Source organism: Candidatus Nitrosotalea sp. FS, assembly GCF_011319475.1.
Taxonomy (GTDB): Archaea; Thermoproteota; Nitrososphaeria; order Nitrososphaerales; family Nitrosopumilaceae; genus Nitrosotalea.
The window spans coordinates 1-16,422 of record NZ_RCMC01000103.1; the positions used below are offsets into that span (position 1 = coordinate 1).

General features: G+C 37.2%; 17 protein-coding genes and 2 pseudogenes. 10 read left to right on the plus strand and 9 right to left on the minus strand.

The window, feature by feature from the left end; all coding sequences use genetic code 11:
* On the plus strand, positions 1-250 hold a 250-nt coding region (locus DYY66_RS04120; protein WP_166286453.1), incomplete at its 5' end, for a hypothetical protein.
* A gap of 1,351 nt (positions 251-1,601) precedes the next feature.
* On the plus strand, positions 1,602-1,975 hold a 374-nt coding region (locus DYY66_RS15985), incomplete at its 3' end, for an ABC transporter permease (protein WP_394352568.1).
* Positions 1,976-2,282: 307 nt separating this feature from the next.
* On the opposite strand, the gene DYY66_RS14085 is transcribed toward DYY66_RS15985, so the two are convergent.
* Positions 2,283-2,408 (minus strand): hypothetical protein, encoded by a 126-nt coding sequence (locus tag DYY66_RS14085; protein WP_255496061.1) that lies wholly within the window; start codon positions 2,406-2,408, stop codon positions 2,283-2,285.
* A 572-nt stretch (positions 2,409-2,980) separates the two neighbouring features.
* Here DYY66_RS14085 and DYY66_RS04145 point away from each other — a divergent pair.
* The 4 genes from DYY66_RS04145 to DYY66_RS04160 form a co-directional block, all read left to right on the plus strand.
* A partial coding sequence (locus DYY66_RS04145; RefSeq protein ID WP_218583605.1) for a hypothetical protein occupies positions 2,981-3,169 on the plus strand: 189 nt, incomplete at its 3' end.
* Positions 3,170-3,442: 273 nt separating this feature from the next.
* A complete protein-coding gene (locus DYY66_RS04150; RefSeq protein ID WP_166286465.1) occupies positions 3,443-3,883 on the plus strand; it encodes a hypothetical protein in 441 nt (146 codons plus the stop codon).
* On the plus strand, positions 3,880-4,119 hold the full coding sequence (locus tag DYY66_RS04155) for a hypothetical protein (protein WP_166286467.1): 240 nt from the start codon (positions 3,880-3,882) through the stop codon (positions 4,117-4,119). Before DYY66_RS04150 ends, DYY66_RS04155 begins: the two co-directional genes overlap by 4 nt.
* Before the next feature lie 327 nt (positions 4,120-4,446).
* Positions 4,447-5,949, plus strand: coding sequence for an alkaline phosphatase family protein (locus DYY66_RS04160; RefSeq protein ID WP_166286469.1), 1,503 nt, complete (start codon positions 4,447-4,449; stop codon positions 5,947-5,949).
* A 302-nt stretch (positions 5,950-6,251) separates the two neighbouring features.
* On the opposite strand, the gene DYY66_RS04165 is transcribed toward DYY66_RS04160, so the two are convergent.
* Positions 6,252-6,653 carry a hypothetical protein gene (locus DYY66_RS04165; protein WP_166286471.1) on the minus strand — a complete coding sequence of 134 codons (402 nt, stop codon included), beginning with the start codon at positions 6,651-6,653 and terminating at the stop codon, positions 6,252-6,254.
* Positions 6,654-6,833: 180 nt separating this feature from the next.
* On the opposite strand from DYY66_RS04165, the gene DYY66_RS04170 reads away from it, so the two are divergent.
* Positions 6,834-7,193 (plus strand): putative quinol monooxygenase, encoded by a 360-nt coding sequence (locus DYY66_RS04170; RefSeq protein WP_166286473.1) that lies wholly within the window; start codon positions 6,834-6,836, stop codon positions 7,191-7,193.
* 55 nt (positions 7,194-7,248) lie between these two features.
* Here DYY66_RS04170 and tmk read toward each other — a convergent pair whose 3' ends face one another.
* The 3 genes and pseudogenes from tmk to DYY66_RS14095 all read right to left on the minus strand — a co-directional run.
* Complete coding sequence (tmk, locus tag DYY66_RS04175) at positions 7,249-7,980, minus strand: dTMP kinase (protein ID WP_166286475.1); 732 nt, start codon at positions 7,978-7,980, stop codon at positions 7,249-7,251.
* 3 nt (positions 7,981-7,983) lie between these two features.
* Positions 7,984-8,223: pseudogene (locus tag DYY66_RS14090) on the minus strand (hypothetical protein); the annotation flags it as partial.
* A gap of 1 nt (position 8,224) precedes the next feature.
* Positions 8,225-8,622 (minus strand): annotated as a pseudogene (locus DYY66_RS14095) (dTMP kinase); the annotation flags it as partial.
* Between the two features lie 245 nt (positions 8,623-8,867).
* Here DYY66_RS14095 and sixA point away from each other — a divergent pair.
* Both sixA and DYY66_RS04190 read left to right on the plus strand, forming a co-directional pair.
* Positions 8,868-9,299, plus strand: coding sequence for a phosphohistidine phosphatase SixA (gene sixA / locus DYY66_RS04185; RefSeq protein WP_166286479.1), 432 nt, complete (start codon positions 8,868-8,870; stop codon positions 9,297-9,299).
* A gap of 199 nt (positions 9,300-9,498) precedes the next feature.
* Positions 9,499-10,965, plus strand: coding sequence for a Ppx/GppA phosphatase family protein (locus DYY66_RS04190; RefSeq protein ID WP_309223964.1), 1,467 nt, complete (start codon positions 9,499-9,501; stop codon positions 10,963-10,965).
* Here DYY66_RS04190 and DYY66_RS04195 read toward each other — a convergent pair.
* From DYY66_RS04195 to DYY66_RS04210, 4 genes are all read right to left on the minus strand, one after another.
* Positions 10,948-11,763 carry a CHAD domain-containing protein gene (locus DYY66_RS04195; RefSeq protein ID WP_166286481.1) on the minus strand — a complete coding sequence of 272 codons (816 nt, stop codon included), beginning with the start codon at positions 11,761-11,763 and terminating at the stop codon, positions 10,948-10,950. The two genes, DYY66_RS04190 and DYY66_RS04195, sit on opposite strands and share 18 nt — an antisense overlap.
* Positions 11,764-11,867: 104 nt before the next feature.
* Entirely contained in the window at positions 11,868-12,857 is a 990-nt protein-coding gene (locus tag DYY66_RS04200; RefSeq protein ID WP_166286483.1) for an inorganic phosphate transporter, read from the minus strand.
* 9 nt (positions 12,858-12,866) lie between these two features.
* On the minus strand, positions 12,867-13,499 hold the full coding sequence (locus DYY66_RS04205; RefSeq protein ID WP_166286489.1) for a DUF47 domain-containing protein: 633 nt from the start codon (positions 13,497-13,499) through the stop codon (positions 12,867-12,869).
* Between the two features lie 100 nt (positions 13,500-13,599).
* Complete coding sequence (locus DYY66_RS04210) at positions 13,600-14,652, minus strand: phosphate uptake regulator PhoU (RefSeq protein ID WP_166286485.1); 1,053 nt, start codon at positions 14,650-14,652, stop codon at positions 13,600-13,602.
* Positions 14,653-14,977: 325 nt separating this feature from the next.
* On the opposite strand from DYY66_RS04210, the gene pstC reads away from it, so the two are divergent.
* The gene (gene pstC / locus DYY66_RS04215; RefSeq protein ID WP_309223965.1) at positions 14,978-15,901 is read left to right on the plus strand and encodes a phosphate ABC transporter permease subunit PstC; all 924 of its coding nucleotides are present in this window, start codon (positions 14,978-14,980) and stop codon (positions 15,899-15,901) included.
* Positions 15,902-16,422 lie beyond the last annotated feature (521 nt).

Here is a 16,422-nt window from a genome sequence, read left to right on the forward strand (position 1 = left end):
GGTATTAAATGGGACAGTCTTTCTTGCTAGAAGCCAGCAATCTACTACTGCACCTCAAGATGAATCCATACTTGATCAGCTTCCTCTGCCTCTGCCAGTACTTGTTGGAATCCCAATTGCAGCAGCAGTAGCAATTGTATTTGTAATAAAAAAGAAAAGATCAAAGAAAAAACTAGCCATGCTAACACAAGGAGATACAGACATTGTGTCAATATTTGATGGTGCAAAAAAGAAAGAAAATGAATCCTAAAGATCTTTTTTCACTGTCGTTTGAAGCACTAGTTGATAGAAAAGTCAGAACACTACTTACCATACTTATGGTTGTACTTGGATGCAGTCTTGTTGTTGTATTAAATGGTCTGAGTGCAGGTCAGGCAGCATTTTTAGAAAAACAGTTTAACACCCTGGCAGCAAATGTTCTTTTTGTAGGTAGTGGACAACGCTCCCTTAGCTCATTTGCAAGTTCATCAAGTAATTCTTTGATAATTAATGATGTNTTAACACATTAGCGGCCAATGTTATTTTTGTAGGTAGTGGGCAACGTTCTCTTAGCTCATTTGCAAGTTCCTCAAGTAATTCTTTGATAATTAATGATGTCATTCTACAGANGTTGTTGTGTTAAATGGTCTGAGTGCAGGTCAGGCTGCATTTTTGGAAAAACAATTCAATACTTTAGCGGCTAATGTTATCTTTGTAAGTAGCGGACAGCGTGGATTTCGAGATGCATCTGCTGGCAATGCTTTGATAATCAATGATATAATTCTACAAAAAATCAAGAGTCTCCCAAACATCTCAGATGTTATACCTCAATACAGTGGTTCAGTATCAATAGATTCACAGGGAAACACTCAGCGTGCATCAATCACTGCAATTGATCCATCAAAATTAACTGTAGAGTTACCTAATCTTGAATATGTAGATGGTTCTACCATAAACCCAGGTGATCGATCATCTGCANTTCTCTTAGTTCATTTGCTTCATCATCAAGTAATTCTTTGATAATTAATGATGTCATTCTACAGAAAATAAGGAGCCTTCCAAACATATCTGATGTAATACCTGAATATACTGGTTCAGTACAAATGAATTCACAGGGAAACACTCAGAGAGCCTCAATTGTTGCACTTGACCCATCAAAATTGACTGTAGAACTACCTAATCTAGAGTATGTTGACGGTTCTACCATAAATGCAAACGATCGGGCATCTGCATTAGTGGGAGATACCATAGTAAATCCACCTGGAGCCGATAGTGCTTTTGTTGTACTTGGTCAAACAATCAAAGCCACATCAAGTTATACGGATTCAAGCGGAAAGCAAACAACTGTAGTAAAGAATTTTGTAGTTTCCGGAATACTGAAACCGTCTGGTAATACAATGATAGATCGTTCAATTATCATAAATCTTGATGCGGGCAATGAATTGTTACACAAGCAAAATAGGTATGATCAAGTAATAGTGGCCGCTACTACTCCTGATGATGTTGATACTGTACAGCAGGAAATAACTGGCATGTTTGGTAAAACTCTTGGTGCTACAACTCCTAAAGCGATCATGGCAGTAAGACAGCAAGCTGCAAGTGGCAATGCTGCCTTTATTCTAATGGTTGGAATTATTGCGCTTGTTGTAGGAGCAGTTGGTATTGTTACTACGTTATACAACTCTGTTACCGAACGAATCAGAGAAATAGGAACCATGAAAGCGATAGGTGCACAGAATACTACTATTCTTGCACTATTCATAGTGGAAGCTAGCTTGATTGGAATAATAGGCGCCTCATTGGGAGTAATCATCGGCATTGGTGGCGGTTACATAATGAGTATTGTTACTACAACTACACCTATGGGCGGAGGAGGTGGTCAATCTGTACACATACCGCCCATTTTTGCTCTGATGGATTTGATTAAGGTCTGGCTACTTTCTCTTGTGTTAAGTATTATAGCTGGAATGTATCCTGCATGGAAAGCATCTAAATTNTATTGGTGCCACATTGGGAATGTTCATAGGAATTGGTGGGGGTTACATAATGAGTATGGTTACTACATCTTCTCCTATGGGCGGAGGTGGAGGAGGTGGAGCATCTATCCACATACCGCCAATTTTTGCTCTGATGGATTTGATTAAGGTCTGGGTTCTTTCTTTCACGTTAAGTGTTATAGCTGGAATGTATCCTGCATGGAAAGCATCCAAATTATCTCCTATGGTTGCATTAAGAAGAGAATAAAATTTTAGATTATCTCTAGGAACAATTATTTTAATTTATTTTATAATCAAGTTCTAATCCTAGCCTGCGATGATTGGAACTACTGTCTTTACTGTCATCTGTGCTGCTGCAGAGAATATGTCTCCAGAAAATGGAACTATTAACATCATGATATATGCTGCAATCATGCTGCATTTTCTGTTCATGTGATATACTACGTATTTTTGTTTATAATGAATTGCGCAACCATGTTCAGTAACATGGTTAACGGTTATTTCTATGGGTAATTAGCCAGGTCCTGCCTACTTTCATACCTATTATAATGCCGGTTGTGAGATAGTGAACAGATATCAATTTGGAACCGCTTGAATTCTGTGATGTTTGTTTTCAGAGAGGAAGACCTAATCTTTGCGAAACCTACAAGAATACGTTTACAAAAATCGTTCCATTACAATTTTCTCAAAAATCCCGACTAGACAAGATCCTAAACCGGCTTGAGATAAGACCACGTTCAGTTGACAAGCGTTGGACNTTAGAGGATCATGTCAAGGTCATAACCAGACTCTACAAGCCCGAAGTACGAAAATTGGGAGACCGAGAACAAGTTGAACTNCAGTTGACAAGCGTTGGACCATAGTTGTTGATTCTGAAAAACGCAAAGAATTTCTTGATTCGCTGTGGGGAGTCAATGTTACAATACATACGCTAGAGGATCATGTCAAAGTCATAACCCGACTCTACAAGCCAGAGGTAAGAAAATTGGGAGACCGAGAACAAGTTGAACTACCAAGCAAAGAAATCATGGGAAGAGTTTGATCCAAAATCACGAGACTGGATACCTCTACAAGTTGATACAAAAAAAGAAAAATTCTTTGCCAAAGTCAATATGGGAAATGTTCTCAAGTGTTCGAGTTTTGAAGGCACTGAATATTTTCGCACTTACCTAAACACTGATACTCCTATGCTTNATACAAGTTGATACCAAAAAAGAAAAATTCGTTGCCCAAGTCAATATGGGAAATGTACTGAAGTGTTCTAGTTTTGAAGGTACTACATATTTTCGCACTTACCTAAACACTGATACTCCAATGCTTGCACCTATGGAAAAACGTGCTGTGTACAATATCGTTCTACAATCGCTGAACCAATAACAGCTATTTGGAAATCTGATGGTGAGAACAAACATGGTTTTGTTGGATATGACCAATTACCAAATCTTCCTGATGAAATTTTCAATGTCTTGCGAAGACTGGCAACTACAGACAAGAGAATGCCTGAAACCATGATATTTGAAAACGATGATTTTGAATTGGTAAAGACGGTTCTAGGCTGTATCAAGATTGATCTGACAAAATCTTCTGATACCATAACTTCACTCTTGGATAAAAAATCAGATACACCAATACTGATTGAAACTATGCAAAAAGAGCGCTTGCAGGTGATGTTGGATATCCTAAAGGAAATGGGTGGTAAAATCGAGACTGAAAAAGACGGTCTCACTATATCTGGTACCCGTGGATTGGTGAAGATAACTTTTGTAGATAATGACAAAAGTACTCAAGATGGAACTATGGTTAAAATTTCTATATCTGCACTTGAGGATCCATCCCGATTTGCAGAGATATTGTTTATGATAAAAAACGACTGGGTCTTCTTGATCTTCCACTTGAGAATACATTGAGTCAACACTGGCCAATTGTCTCAGACAATGATCTGCAATATGTAGTCCAGACTGCAATCTCTTGGTGGTCAAACAATCCTGTTTTGGCTACAAAAATAATAGGCGATGGAGAAAAATTTGCCAAAGTAAAAGAATGGAACAACAAAATCAAAGAGGGCAAGATTCGCTCTACTCTTGATACCATTACTCTTGGAAAGATAATAAAACAAAAAGAATCGAATCAGATCATAAAATAATCTACTGCACAAATTGTCAATTCTATCTTTGTGTATTGTAAGCTAAAAACAATTAAACTCTTAATTGCGGGGAGGGTCTACAAAAATCCATAAGTTGACATGTAAAGAATCTCTGTAGACCGAATTACAGAGTGTTCTTATTTTATCTAAATATTTACTATATTTTTGTTGATCACTACGTACCTACATTGACCACTATGTAATCTCTTAAGCGATCAATGAGATCGAGTACATATACAATTTCTTTATTTTGTCCCTGTTTCTCAAGTAGTACAACCAAATCTATTTGGGACATGGAGATATTGAACAAAAAGAATCTGCGTCTCAATGACGAAAATTCTGACAACAACAATTGCGGCACTAATGATTGCATCTCTTTTGCTGAGCTCTACAAGCTTTGCATCAGAATCGCCATCTACTAGCACTCCAATAAAACACGTAGTGGTCATATTCCAAGAAAATGTATCATATGATCATTATTTTGCAACATATCCAAATGCAGCAAATCCAACTGGTGAACCTCAATTCAAGGCATCAAAGGATACTCCCTCTGCAAATGGGTTGACACAGGCACTCATTGACAACAATCCTAATTCCAAACAACCATTCAGATTGGACAATACCTTATCACAGATAATAACATGTGATGAAGACCATGACTATCAACCAGAACAAAAGGCCTATGATGGCGGACTGGTTGACAAGTTTGTAGAAACAGTCTCAAACGTTGGTCCTGGTTGCAATCCTGATGGCAGCACTGTTATGGGTTACTATGATGGAAACACAGTAACAGCATTGTGGAATTATGCACAGCATTATGCTATGAGTGACAATTCCTTTGACACCACATTTGGTCCGTCAACTCCAGGAATGTTGAACCTAGTATCAGGTGAAACAGGCAATGTTACAACATCTGATGTTCCTGATACTGTGACACATCACACCATAATTGGAGACCCAGATGGCGCATTTGATGATTGCTCAAGCTTTGCACCAACAGCTATGGGTGGAAAGAACGTAGGTGATCTTCTAAATGCTAAAGGCGTTACTTGGGGATGGTTCCAAGGTGGGTTCAAACCAAGCACACCATGGGATGGCAATCCAGCACACAAGGCAAAATGCAAATCATCGCATCTGAATGTAGGTGGCGCTAATGTAACTGACTATAGTGCACACCACGAGCCATTTGAGTACTATGCATCTACTGCAAATCAACATCACCTTCCTCCTCTATCAGTTGATGAAATAGGACACAATGGTCAAGCAAACCATCAGTATGATCTTTCAGACTTTTGGGCAGCTGTAGATGCCGGTAAAATGCCAGCAGTAAGCTACCTCAAAGCAGCAAAGTATCAAGATGGACATGCTGGTTACTCTGATCCTATAGATGAACAGCATTTCATTGTTGACACTATCAACAAGCTCCAAAAAACTGATGAGTGGAAGAACACTGCAGTAATCATCTCATATGATGATTCAGATGGATGGTATGATCATGTGATGCCGACAATTCTCAACCAATCAAATGATCCTGCACAGGATGTTGGTTGCGGAACTACAAAACCAGGTGCTTATCAGGACAGATGTGGTTATGGCCCAAGATTGCCATTGATGGTAATATCTCCATATGCAAAGGAGAACTTTGTAGACCATTCAGTGACTGATCAATCCTCAATACTGAAATTCATTGAGGACAATTGGAACCTCGGACCGATACCAGACCCACAATCCTTTGACAAAAAGGCAGGTTCACTTGACAACATGTTTGACTTCAAACATGGTGGTGTGGACAAACTGTTCCTTGATCCTAACACTGGCGTAAAACAATAAACTCCCTCTCTTCTTTTCTTTTACGATACCCTATGATATACAATATGAATATGATTTTCATTTACGTTTTGTTTATCAATGATCTTCATTATTGGAGATGGTAACAAATGATGATTTGTTATATCTGCGAGCACAAAATTTCATTGGAACACAAACATGGAAACGATTCAGAATTTGATACTGATGAAATAAAATGTGAAGATTTGAAATGTTTGTGTACTTGTCATGTCAAATCTACAATAGTTTTCAATTGATGCTCTACACGAAAATAACCTATTTCCATGTGTGCAATCTAGAATTTTTTATTGTGCTAGTCCTATTTTCTTGATACCGTTAATCTTCTCTACGATGCTGTTTTTGAGTTGAATTGGATCCAGACTAGGTCTTGAAACTACCAAAATGACATAATTGGAAAATTCAAATGATAAGGTTGTAAATCTCTCCCTTTCAAGAATAGAGCTTTTTACTTTACCAAACTCATCATCATGGTCTCTGTTCATTGAGGTTTGTAGAACCGACTGCATGAAAAACATCTCTCTTTTTTGTAGAGTCAGAGATTTGTCTATGCCTTCTTCTCTTGCTTTGGTTTCTATGGCTCTTCCTTTGTGGTTTAAGACTGCAACCAGTTCGATATCCTCATCTAAATTAGAAATATCACCACATAAAATATCAAATCTGAAATAGCCGTCATATGTTATCGACATGACTAGAAGATATGCTTAGAGATTCAAAAGGCTACGCCGTATAGACTGTTATTGTTTATGGTTCCTATATAGAAATAAGATGTATGTAATTTGCTTCTTTAATCGCTTTATGGACTCTCAATTATTGAGGCGATCAAGTTTTTATCCATCGATTTACTATTTGCACTTACTAGTATGACATTGGATCCAATCACAATTGTGGTACAATACAAAATAAAAAAGAAAAAACTTGCCAAAGCAACTAGTGCTATATCAGAATATGTGGAACAGGTGAAAAAGACGGAACCTGGAACAACAGAGTATAACGTGTTTCAGGATGAAAACGATCGTACTATGTTTGTGCATGTGATGTCTTTTACCGACAAGGCTGCTAAAAAAATACATGAAAAAAGTATTCATCTAAAACAATTAAAAAAAGTTCTAGTTCCAATTTCAAAAGGAAAAGCAGTCTATACCAGTCTAGTGCGAGTGAAACCTGTCAAACCTACAAAAAATGCAATAGAAATCAAAAATGATACATCACCACATGAGCCAGTTTGATAACATCTGATTTGTTTCTTCAAAATTAGTTATTGTACGCTGAAATTTTGTCTTCTTACTGATGGTCTATGCGTTGAAGAAAAGTGTCTATTCTTTTCTGTAAGTCATTATGTATTTCTGGCATTGTTCTATTTCCATTGATTGGTATCAAACCATATTTTTTCTGCATTGCATGAAATTCTTGCGAGATCCTTTTTTGATAAATCAAAAATGACTCGTACATATCTTCTGATAGGCCAATGTCTGCTCCAGATTCATAATGGTCTAACGTGGAATTTTTCTGAAATACCCTATGTATTAGAACTGACGGTTCTACATCCAGGTAAAATACAATATCAGGTTTTATGGCAAATCCGTACAAATTGTGGCACCATGTTCTATCTAATCCTCTGACCAGATTTCTTGCTATGAGTGTGTAGATGTATCTGTCTGCAAGTACGATATATCCTGCCTGTAATGCAGGTATTATCTTGTATTCGAATTGGTCTGCAAAGTCTGCTGCATAGTATAATGCCAAGGTCTTTCTACCAAGGTTATAGTCTCTTTTTGCCTCCAATATTCCTCTGCCGACAAGTTCAGATCTCTTAAGGCCTGTATTGAGTACAGCATGACCATCTGCCTCTAACCTTGTGGTAATCTCTTGGATCTGTGTACTACGTCCTGATGCATCTGGGCCTTCTATTACGATTAGTCTGCCCTTGATTTCTATGTCCTGCAAGTTCTTTATGCCTTGACCATAGAACTCTACTGTTCTCTTTCCAAGATCTTTGTATTTTGTCCGTGCCATTTCTTATCTCCTAGTCCTTGTCTTGTTTGTTTGGTAGCCTTCTAAAAGTGGCAGGATCTTTTTTCTTACAATGTTTTGCTGCTCTTCAATATTTGCCGTACCATCTATTACAGTGAATCCTTCACTTTGCGCAAGCGAGTCATATTGCTCAATTATTCTTCCCTGGAAAATCCTATAGCTTTCATATTGATCATTACTCAAATTCATATCCATGCCAGCTTCATAATACTTTAGCTTGGGTCTNTTAAAGTAAAATGCAACATCGGGTTTTATTGCAAAATCGTAAACCTTCTTGACCCACTCTGGATTGCAACCTCTAACAATGTCTCTTGCAAACGCGGTATACACATATCTATCTGCTAGAACAAAGTGACCTGCTCTTAGTAACGGAGAAATGTTTCTCTCATATCTGTCAGCAAAATCCGTAGCATGCAACAAGCTAAAAGTGGTTGGAGTTAGTAATCCCTTCTTCTTTCCCTTGGAGGTGATCTCCTTTACCATCTCTGAAGAATTCCATTCTGATTTGAAAACACTGACACCTTTGTATGCAAGCCATTTTTCTAAAAGATGAATTTGAGTTGATTTTCCTGAACCGTCTATTCCTTCTACTATGATGAGTTTGCCTCTAGTCTCTGATCTCATACTCGAATCACTGCGGTGTGAGGCAATTTTAGGTTTTACCGATGTTGCCACATTCTTTCACTTGACATTGATTTTGTAGAATTGGTATGAAGTAATGACTGTAATCTATATAGTAATTGTATCTCTATGAAACATAATAAATCATGGTCGATTTTTACATATCTGACTGATTCAAATCTGATTAATGGCAAGTGCAATGGTATTTTCTCTAACTCATAAATATGTGAAAAATTGATGACTGGTCAATGGATTTGTTAATACTGCGTCATGGTGAAGCTGGAAGGCACTCTCTATCTCCTGGAGATTCTAAAAGATCACTTACCTCAGAAGGTCAGCAAGAGATTGCCGATCTGTCAAATGGCCTAAAATCTTTGGGAATAAAACTAGATAGCGTATTTACCAGTCCTCTTTTGCGAGCCAAGCAAACAGCTGAGATTGTAACAAAATCTCTAAAATACAAAGGCAAAATTGAAGAAATCATTTCTCTAAAACCTGAAGGTAATCGACTAGAGTTTTACTCTGTCTTGTCTACATTGAAACAAGACTCTGTAGTACTTGTGGTAGGACATGAGCCATATCTGAGCGAAATGATAAGTGAAGCAATATCTCAATCTTTGCAGAATAAACCTCAAGAAGGCTGGTATGGCAAGGATACGTGTGATATCTACACTTCCTAAAATTAAGGGGGAATTAAGATGGCTTCTTACTCCAAAACACCTAAAAAAAATTGTATAGGTCTACGTTTTCTATATTTTTCATTTAGTAAAAAAATGTAAATCAGAACTAGATTAATAGTAACATGTTAGTATCAATGTGGGTAATGTTTAGCTGAAAATATCTGTAATAGATCTAGGCTTTAACTCTGCAAAATTAGTTATCTATAACGTAAAAGACGATGATTCATTTGATATCTATCAACAGGAAGGAATCAAAGTACGATTAGGAGAAGGGCTTGATGAAAGAGGACAACTAGGAAAAAAACCCATGGAACGAGCAATTGAAACACTAAAAGTTTTTCGAGAAATAATCCAATTGAATCCAATAAAATCCGTCTTGCCTATTGCTACCAGCGCAGTTCGAGAAGCAAGTAACAAAGATGATTTTCTTAATTCTGTTTCAAAAGAATCTGGATTTAATTTCAAAGTTTTATCTGAGCGAGAAGAAGCACTGTATTCTTATGTTGGTGCAATAAAATCACTGCGTATTCCTGATGCGTTATTCTTTGATATTGGAGGAGGAAGTCTTGAGATTGTTCACGCAGAACGATTCAAGATAAGAAAAGTAATCTCTTTACCTCTAGGATCTCTAAGACTTACACACCAATTTGATGGGAGACAAGGAAAACTTACTGACAAGAATCTCAAAAACCTAAAACGATATGTCTGGAGCCTTCTTCCAAATAAAAAAGACCTGGGTCTGAGTAATGATGTCAAGCTTGTGGGTGTTGGAGGTACACTACGTGCATTGGCAAGATATGAACAAAGACTCTCAAAATATCCTCTTGATAAGACACATAATTACAAAATTAGTCATAAATCTCTTGATTCTACAGTTGGCAAACTGTCCAAGATGAAGTCTAATGATATCTCCAAAATATCTGTAATAGGTTCCAGTAGATCAGAAACAATTGTTGCAGGATCTTGTGTGATTAATACATTGATGGAAAAATATGATTTTTCAAATCTATATGTAAGCAATCATGGACTAAGAGAAGGAGCACTTTCAATATTTCTCGAAGATCCAAAAACATATCATGATGGTAATATCACTGCAGAACAAATTCGAAAAACTATAGGTCTTGATGAGCAGCAGCGTAAAACAAGCCCGGAAAAAGAAAATTTTCTTAACAGTCTGTATTCTGTCAACGTCATTTCTAAGAGAGAACGAAAAATACTTGACTATGCTGAAAAAAATGCATCGGCAAAATCATCATTTAGTAATCCTCAAAGTGTATTTTATTCAATTATGGATGAAGATATACCGCTTGATCATAACGATCATCTGGTATTGGGACTTTCTCTGGTACATACAAAACATACCAAGACGGCAGATTGGTTATTTTCTAGATATAAAACAATTCTGTCTCAACAAGATAAGGCATCGATGAGGAAGATATCAATACTGATTACCTTGAGAAAGATTCTTGAAAGAACCAAATCAAAGGTCGAAATAAAACTACACGGCAAGAAAATAATAGAATTTGTTATTACTCCATCAAGATCTACTCAGACTTTGTTACTCAAGGATACGTTGAAAAAATTTGAAATTGTATTTGATGTCAAAGTGATTCTTTCAATTCGTCCATATCCAGGCAGTTCACAAAATTCAATGTTGGAACTGTAGTACAAAATTATCCACCTTTAGTTCTTTTTTAAAAGTAGTTACAAATGTGTTGTATTTCTTGACTCTCTCCAAAACTTCTGCTTCTATGATGTCTGTGTATGACTTTTGTTTAGTATTTCTAAGATGGTTTATGATTATGTCACTATCGTGAATTTCACCAAGTATGTCCTGAATATTTTTTAAATCTTTGAGTATGCCTGCAGTCATTTTTTTGTCTGATGCAATCTCCAACGAATATCGTAATCTTTTAAAGTCTTTTCTAAGCATGTGGAGTTCATCAATTTTCTTCTCATCTCCCAGTGCAATTATTGCATTTTTCTGTATGTCCAGCATGATTTCATCTAAAACCTTGAGGTATCTCTTTTCTAGCTTTGATTTTCTTAAATCCGATTTGCAAATTTTAGGTCTATTTGCCAGGGATATCTTGAGAGCCAATTTATTGGCATTTTTGATATGTTCTACTCTTGAAGTCTTTAGACCTAAAACCAGATCTGTGGTTTTATCTGTATACTTTGACTCCATGTTGCTACAAATTATGTCAAAATCTCTTATCTCTGCGTTAACTTTGAAAAGTTGTTTTGCTTGTTTTACGTATTCGCTAATATCACCTTGCTTCCTGACACTCTTTGGAAGTACTCTGTATATTGCCTCTAGGCGTCTAATTGATACCCTGATGTCATGTATATTTTCATCATTAGGCTCTGTTGTGTATTTGTCTAGTTTCTGGCAAAAATCGTTTAAAATCTTTTCAAATCTTTTATGAAATATTTTTTTATTTATTTGTATGAATTTTTTCATTTTATTTATTGTAATGTATCATTTCTTTTAAGTTGTAGTAATTGATGTTGACGATGAAATTGTTGAAGACCGTGTATTGATTCGTAATAGTGTATGATGAAGTTTTAGTGAGATATTGCTTTTATGAATAGCATTATGACAAATGACACTGCTGCACTGGCAGGTATGGTGATTACCCATGCCCACACAATTCTTTTTCCTATGCTCCACCTCACTGCAGACATTCTTCTTACTGCTCCCACTCCCATTATGCTTCCAGAAATTGCATGTGTAGTACTTGCAGGAATTCCAAGCCATGCAAGAGTTGCAAGTATGCTTGCTGCACTTGTCTCTGCTGCAAAGCCTTGGTATGGTCTAAGCTGAGTGATCTTTACTGCCATTGTCTTTACTATGCGCCATCCGCCAAAGAAAGTTCCAAGACTTATTGCTAACGCGGCCATTATGATCACGTAATATGGAACACTAAACTTTGTAATTACACCTTGAGTTAGTAAAATCAATGCAATGACCCCCATTGTCTTTTGTCCGTCGTTTGCTCCATGGGTCAAGGAAAAATACGTGGCAGAAACTAGCTGCAATCTTCCAAATGCAGAATTTACTGCATGTGGTTTTGCCTTTGCAAATACTGTCATTATAGCTAACCCCATTGCAAATGCAGCGGCAAAACCTGCTATTGGCGAGACTAGAATTCCCATTCCTACCTTTTGAATCCCATCCAGTATTATCACGTGAGAACCTGCCCCTGCAATTCCAGCCCCTATGATTCCACCCACTAATGCATGACTACTAGAAGTTGGTAATCCTAGCAACCATGTTATAATATCCCAAACTATGGCCCCTGCCAAGGCACCAATTATTATGTTCAGTGTTACAAAATCTGGATTTATGATTCCCTTTCCAACTGTTGTGGCAACTGCAACTCCAAATAGAAATGGACCAATAAAATTTGCCGCTGCAGCCAAGGTAACTGCATGCAATGGCCTCAGAATTCTTGTTCCGACTATGGTTGCAATCGAATTTGCGGCATCATGAAACCCATTGAGAAAATCAAAAACTAGTGCTACTACAATTGCTCCAATCGCTAATTCGATCATGGACAATACCTATGTGTACTTGAGAACAATGTCCTCGATGGAATCAGCAACATCAAGACATCTATCTGAAGCATGTTCAAGTGCTTCATAGGTATCTTTCATCTTGATTATGTTGATGACATCTGTAGTTTCAAATAACTCCCCAATGGCTTTACGATATATTACATCAACACGATGTTCTTGTTCATTTATGGCTCTACAGTGTTCGATTAATGATTTGTCTGCCTTTACCTTGTTTAACCTTGTAATCATTAAATTGATCTCTTTTGTGGAATTGTGGATTTCTTTTGCAATTTCAAGCATATGTGGTGGAGGTGACTTTATCTTAAAACCAATAATCCTACCAACTATTCCATCAATGTAGTCTATAATATCGTCTGTCTTTGATGCTATTCTGGATATGTCTTCCCTGTCTAATGGGGTGATGAATGTCTTGTTTAGTTCCTCAAAGACCGAGTGTGTTAATTTGTCAGCTTCTTTTTCTATCTTCTCGATCTGAGAATGAATCTCATTTAATTTATCAAAGTTTACAAACAGTTCTACCAATAATTTTGCAGACTCTTCTGCTTTACTTGCAAGATCGTTTAATATTGCAATGATTTCTTTATCGTTTGATTTTATCCATGACATCCACTGAGCCATGTAGTCCATCCTAAGCTTCATAGATAAATACCTGTTCTATATAGGACATCAAATCTATATAGATTGAAAAATTGGACCGATCTAGTGTTTTGTACCCGTTTTAGAGTACATTATTCTCTGAAATTACGTCCTGCACTGTTTCGTTAATGACTGCTTCAGCTATGTCACTTGAATATTCTGCTGTCCTGCGGATATCTTCCAAGACAAATTTGATTACGCTAGAATATTTTTTTGATTCTTCCAGACTATCTGTGAATTCTCTTTCTTTCTCAGCTATTCTACGTGCATTGGAGGCAACATTGTCTGCAAGTGCATAATCTCTCTTGTTTAGAGCCAAGATGGAATCCTCAAACACCTTGAGTGAATCCTCACTTAGGCGAGTTATTTTCTGTATTAATGATGGCTCTAAGGTTGATTTTAGGAACTTTATCCTGCTTGCAATTGATACGGCATGGTCTGCTATCCTTTCAATTGATTTTACCACTATTCTGTAACTGATACAGTCTGATGGTTTTTTGAGTCCAATGTCCCGAAGAATTTTTTCATGTTCTACTGCAAGTGTTAAATTTCTTAATATGTACAAACTGAATCTATCTACCTCATCATCTAAATGCGTAATCTCTTCGCCCAACTCCACATCCATCTCTTTTAGAGCGTCAATTGCTTGTCTATGCATTGTTGATGTGAGCAAAAACATTCTCTTTAGTGCATCATTTATGGAAAGTTCTGGAAGGCTAGTTAAAATCTGAACTGTAAGAGACTCGGGAGTAGATTCTACTATCTCTGTTCCAATCATGTTTTTTCTTACTAGATCTCTTATTGCTTGCTTGTGTTCTAGTTGAATCCTGCCTCCTTTTGCATGAATCTCGATAATCTGATATCCTGCCAAATACATTGCAATAATTTTTCTTTGAATTGATTCTACGGAATCTTTCTGGCTGATGATCGTCTTTGATTTTGAGATCTTTGGAGCTGAAGAGTTTTGTGTTGGTAATATTGAAAGAGACTTGTTCACATTTTTGATTATGGAGACTGGGTCGCCTGTCTTTAGTTTTAGTTCATCAACCCATTTTTTTGGAAGTGACAGAACATATGTAGATCCACCTACGAGTTGTAGTTTTCTAACCTCTTTATCGTTTAGTATCTCAGACAATGCTTACCTTGTAATTCTTATAATTAAAGCACTTGTCTCCGGCTTCTATGTATATCTATATAGTTCTATAGTGAACTATGAAACCTAAGAAATTATGGTCGAACTTCTCATATCTGGTTTGATAGCCAAATATGCTATATGATGACCATTAAAATGAAAAAAGGGTCACCTCACATAGATAAAATTTTCAAGTATATCGCTATAGGTGCTGCTACCTATGTTCTTGTAATTATTGCACTAATTGTGTTCAACCTTGGTACCGGCTCGGCCCAAGTGTGGCAACAAGAAGGTATTTCATTTCTTACTGGATCTGATTNTAGATAAAATTTTCAAGTATGTTGCTATAGGTGCTGCTACCTATGTTCTTGCAATTATTGCGCTAATTGTGTTTAACCTTGGTAGTGGCTCAGCCCAAGTATGGCAACAAGAAGGCATTTCATTTCTTACTGGATCTGATTGGAATTCTGTGGAAGGTAGGGAGTCTTATGGAGCTGCACCTTACATTATGGGCACTCTTGTTAATGCTGGAATTGCCATGGCAATAGCAATACCTCTAAGCTTTGGAATTGCCATGTTCCTTTCTGAACTCTCGCCTAGATTGTTAAGAACACCGCTTGCTATGGTGATAGAACTTTTAGCAGCTGTTCCAAGTGTTGTATATGGTTTATGGGGTCTACTTGTATTTCGATCTTATATTAAAGACTGGATTGAAGTTCCACTTCACAATATTTTTGGAGACAACAGCATAATATTTGCTGGAACTCCGTTTGGATTAGATATTCTTACAGCTAGTATAGTTCTAGCCATTATGATAATTCCTACAATTGCATCTATCTCAAAAGAGATCATGTTGGCAGTGCCAAACAGTCAACGTGAAGCTGCATACATGCTTGGAGCAACAAAATGGGAAGCTTTCAGACTTGCAGTATTGCCATACTCAAAATCAGGTTTGATTGGCGCATCTATACTGGGTCTTGGAAGAGCTGTGGGAGAAACTATGGCAGTTACCATGTTGATAGGAAACGCAACTGGAGCCGCAGCCTTTCCATCTTCTTTGTTTCAACCTGGACAAACAATGGCTAGTATCATGGCAAATGAATTTGCTGAAGCTTCTCAAGGCGGACTTCACTTGGCAGCACTTGTTGGAATCGGTCTAATTCTTTTCATAATGGCTTTTGCCATTAATGTAGTGGCACATCTTCTTGTTGCAAAAGTTGTCAAATCACATGAGGGGGCAGTATTGGCATGATAACACCAGAACAAAGAGCAGAGTTTAGGACACATTTTCGTTACAACGTTGGCAGAAGACTCTTGTTAGATAAAATCGTCAAAGGTGCTGTCTTTCTATGTGTGGTAGTTGCTATTGTCCCACTTATTGCCATACTAGTTAATGTCTTTACTAATGGATCAGCTGCACTATCATGGGAATTCCTTACTCAAATACCTGGAGCAGTAGGTAGTGATGATCCGGGTGGTATTGNTGAACAAAGAGCAGAATTCAGAACACATTTTCGTTACAACGTTGGCAGGAGACTCGTACTGGATAAAATAGTCAAAGGGGCAGTATTTCTATGTGTTGTAGTTGCTATTGTTCCACTTATTGCAATCTTGGTTAATGTTTTTACTAACGGGTCGGCCGCGCTATCATGGGACTTTCTTACTAAAATACCTGGAGCCGTAGGTAGTGATGATCCAGGTGGCATTGNGGGCGGACTTCATTTGGCTGCACTTGTTGGAATCGGTCTTATTCTTTTCATAATGGCTTTTGCC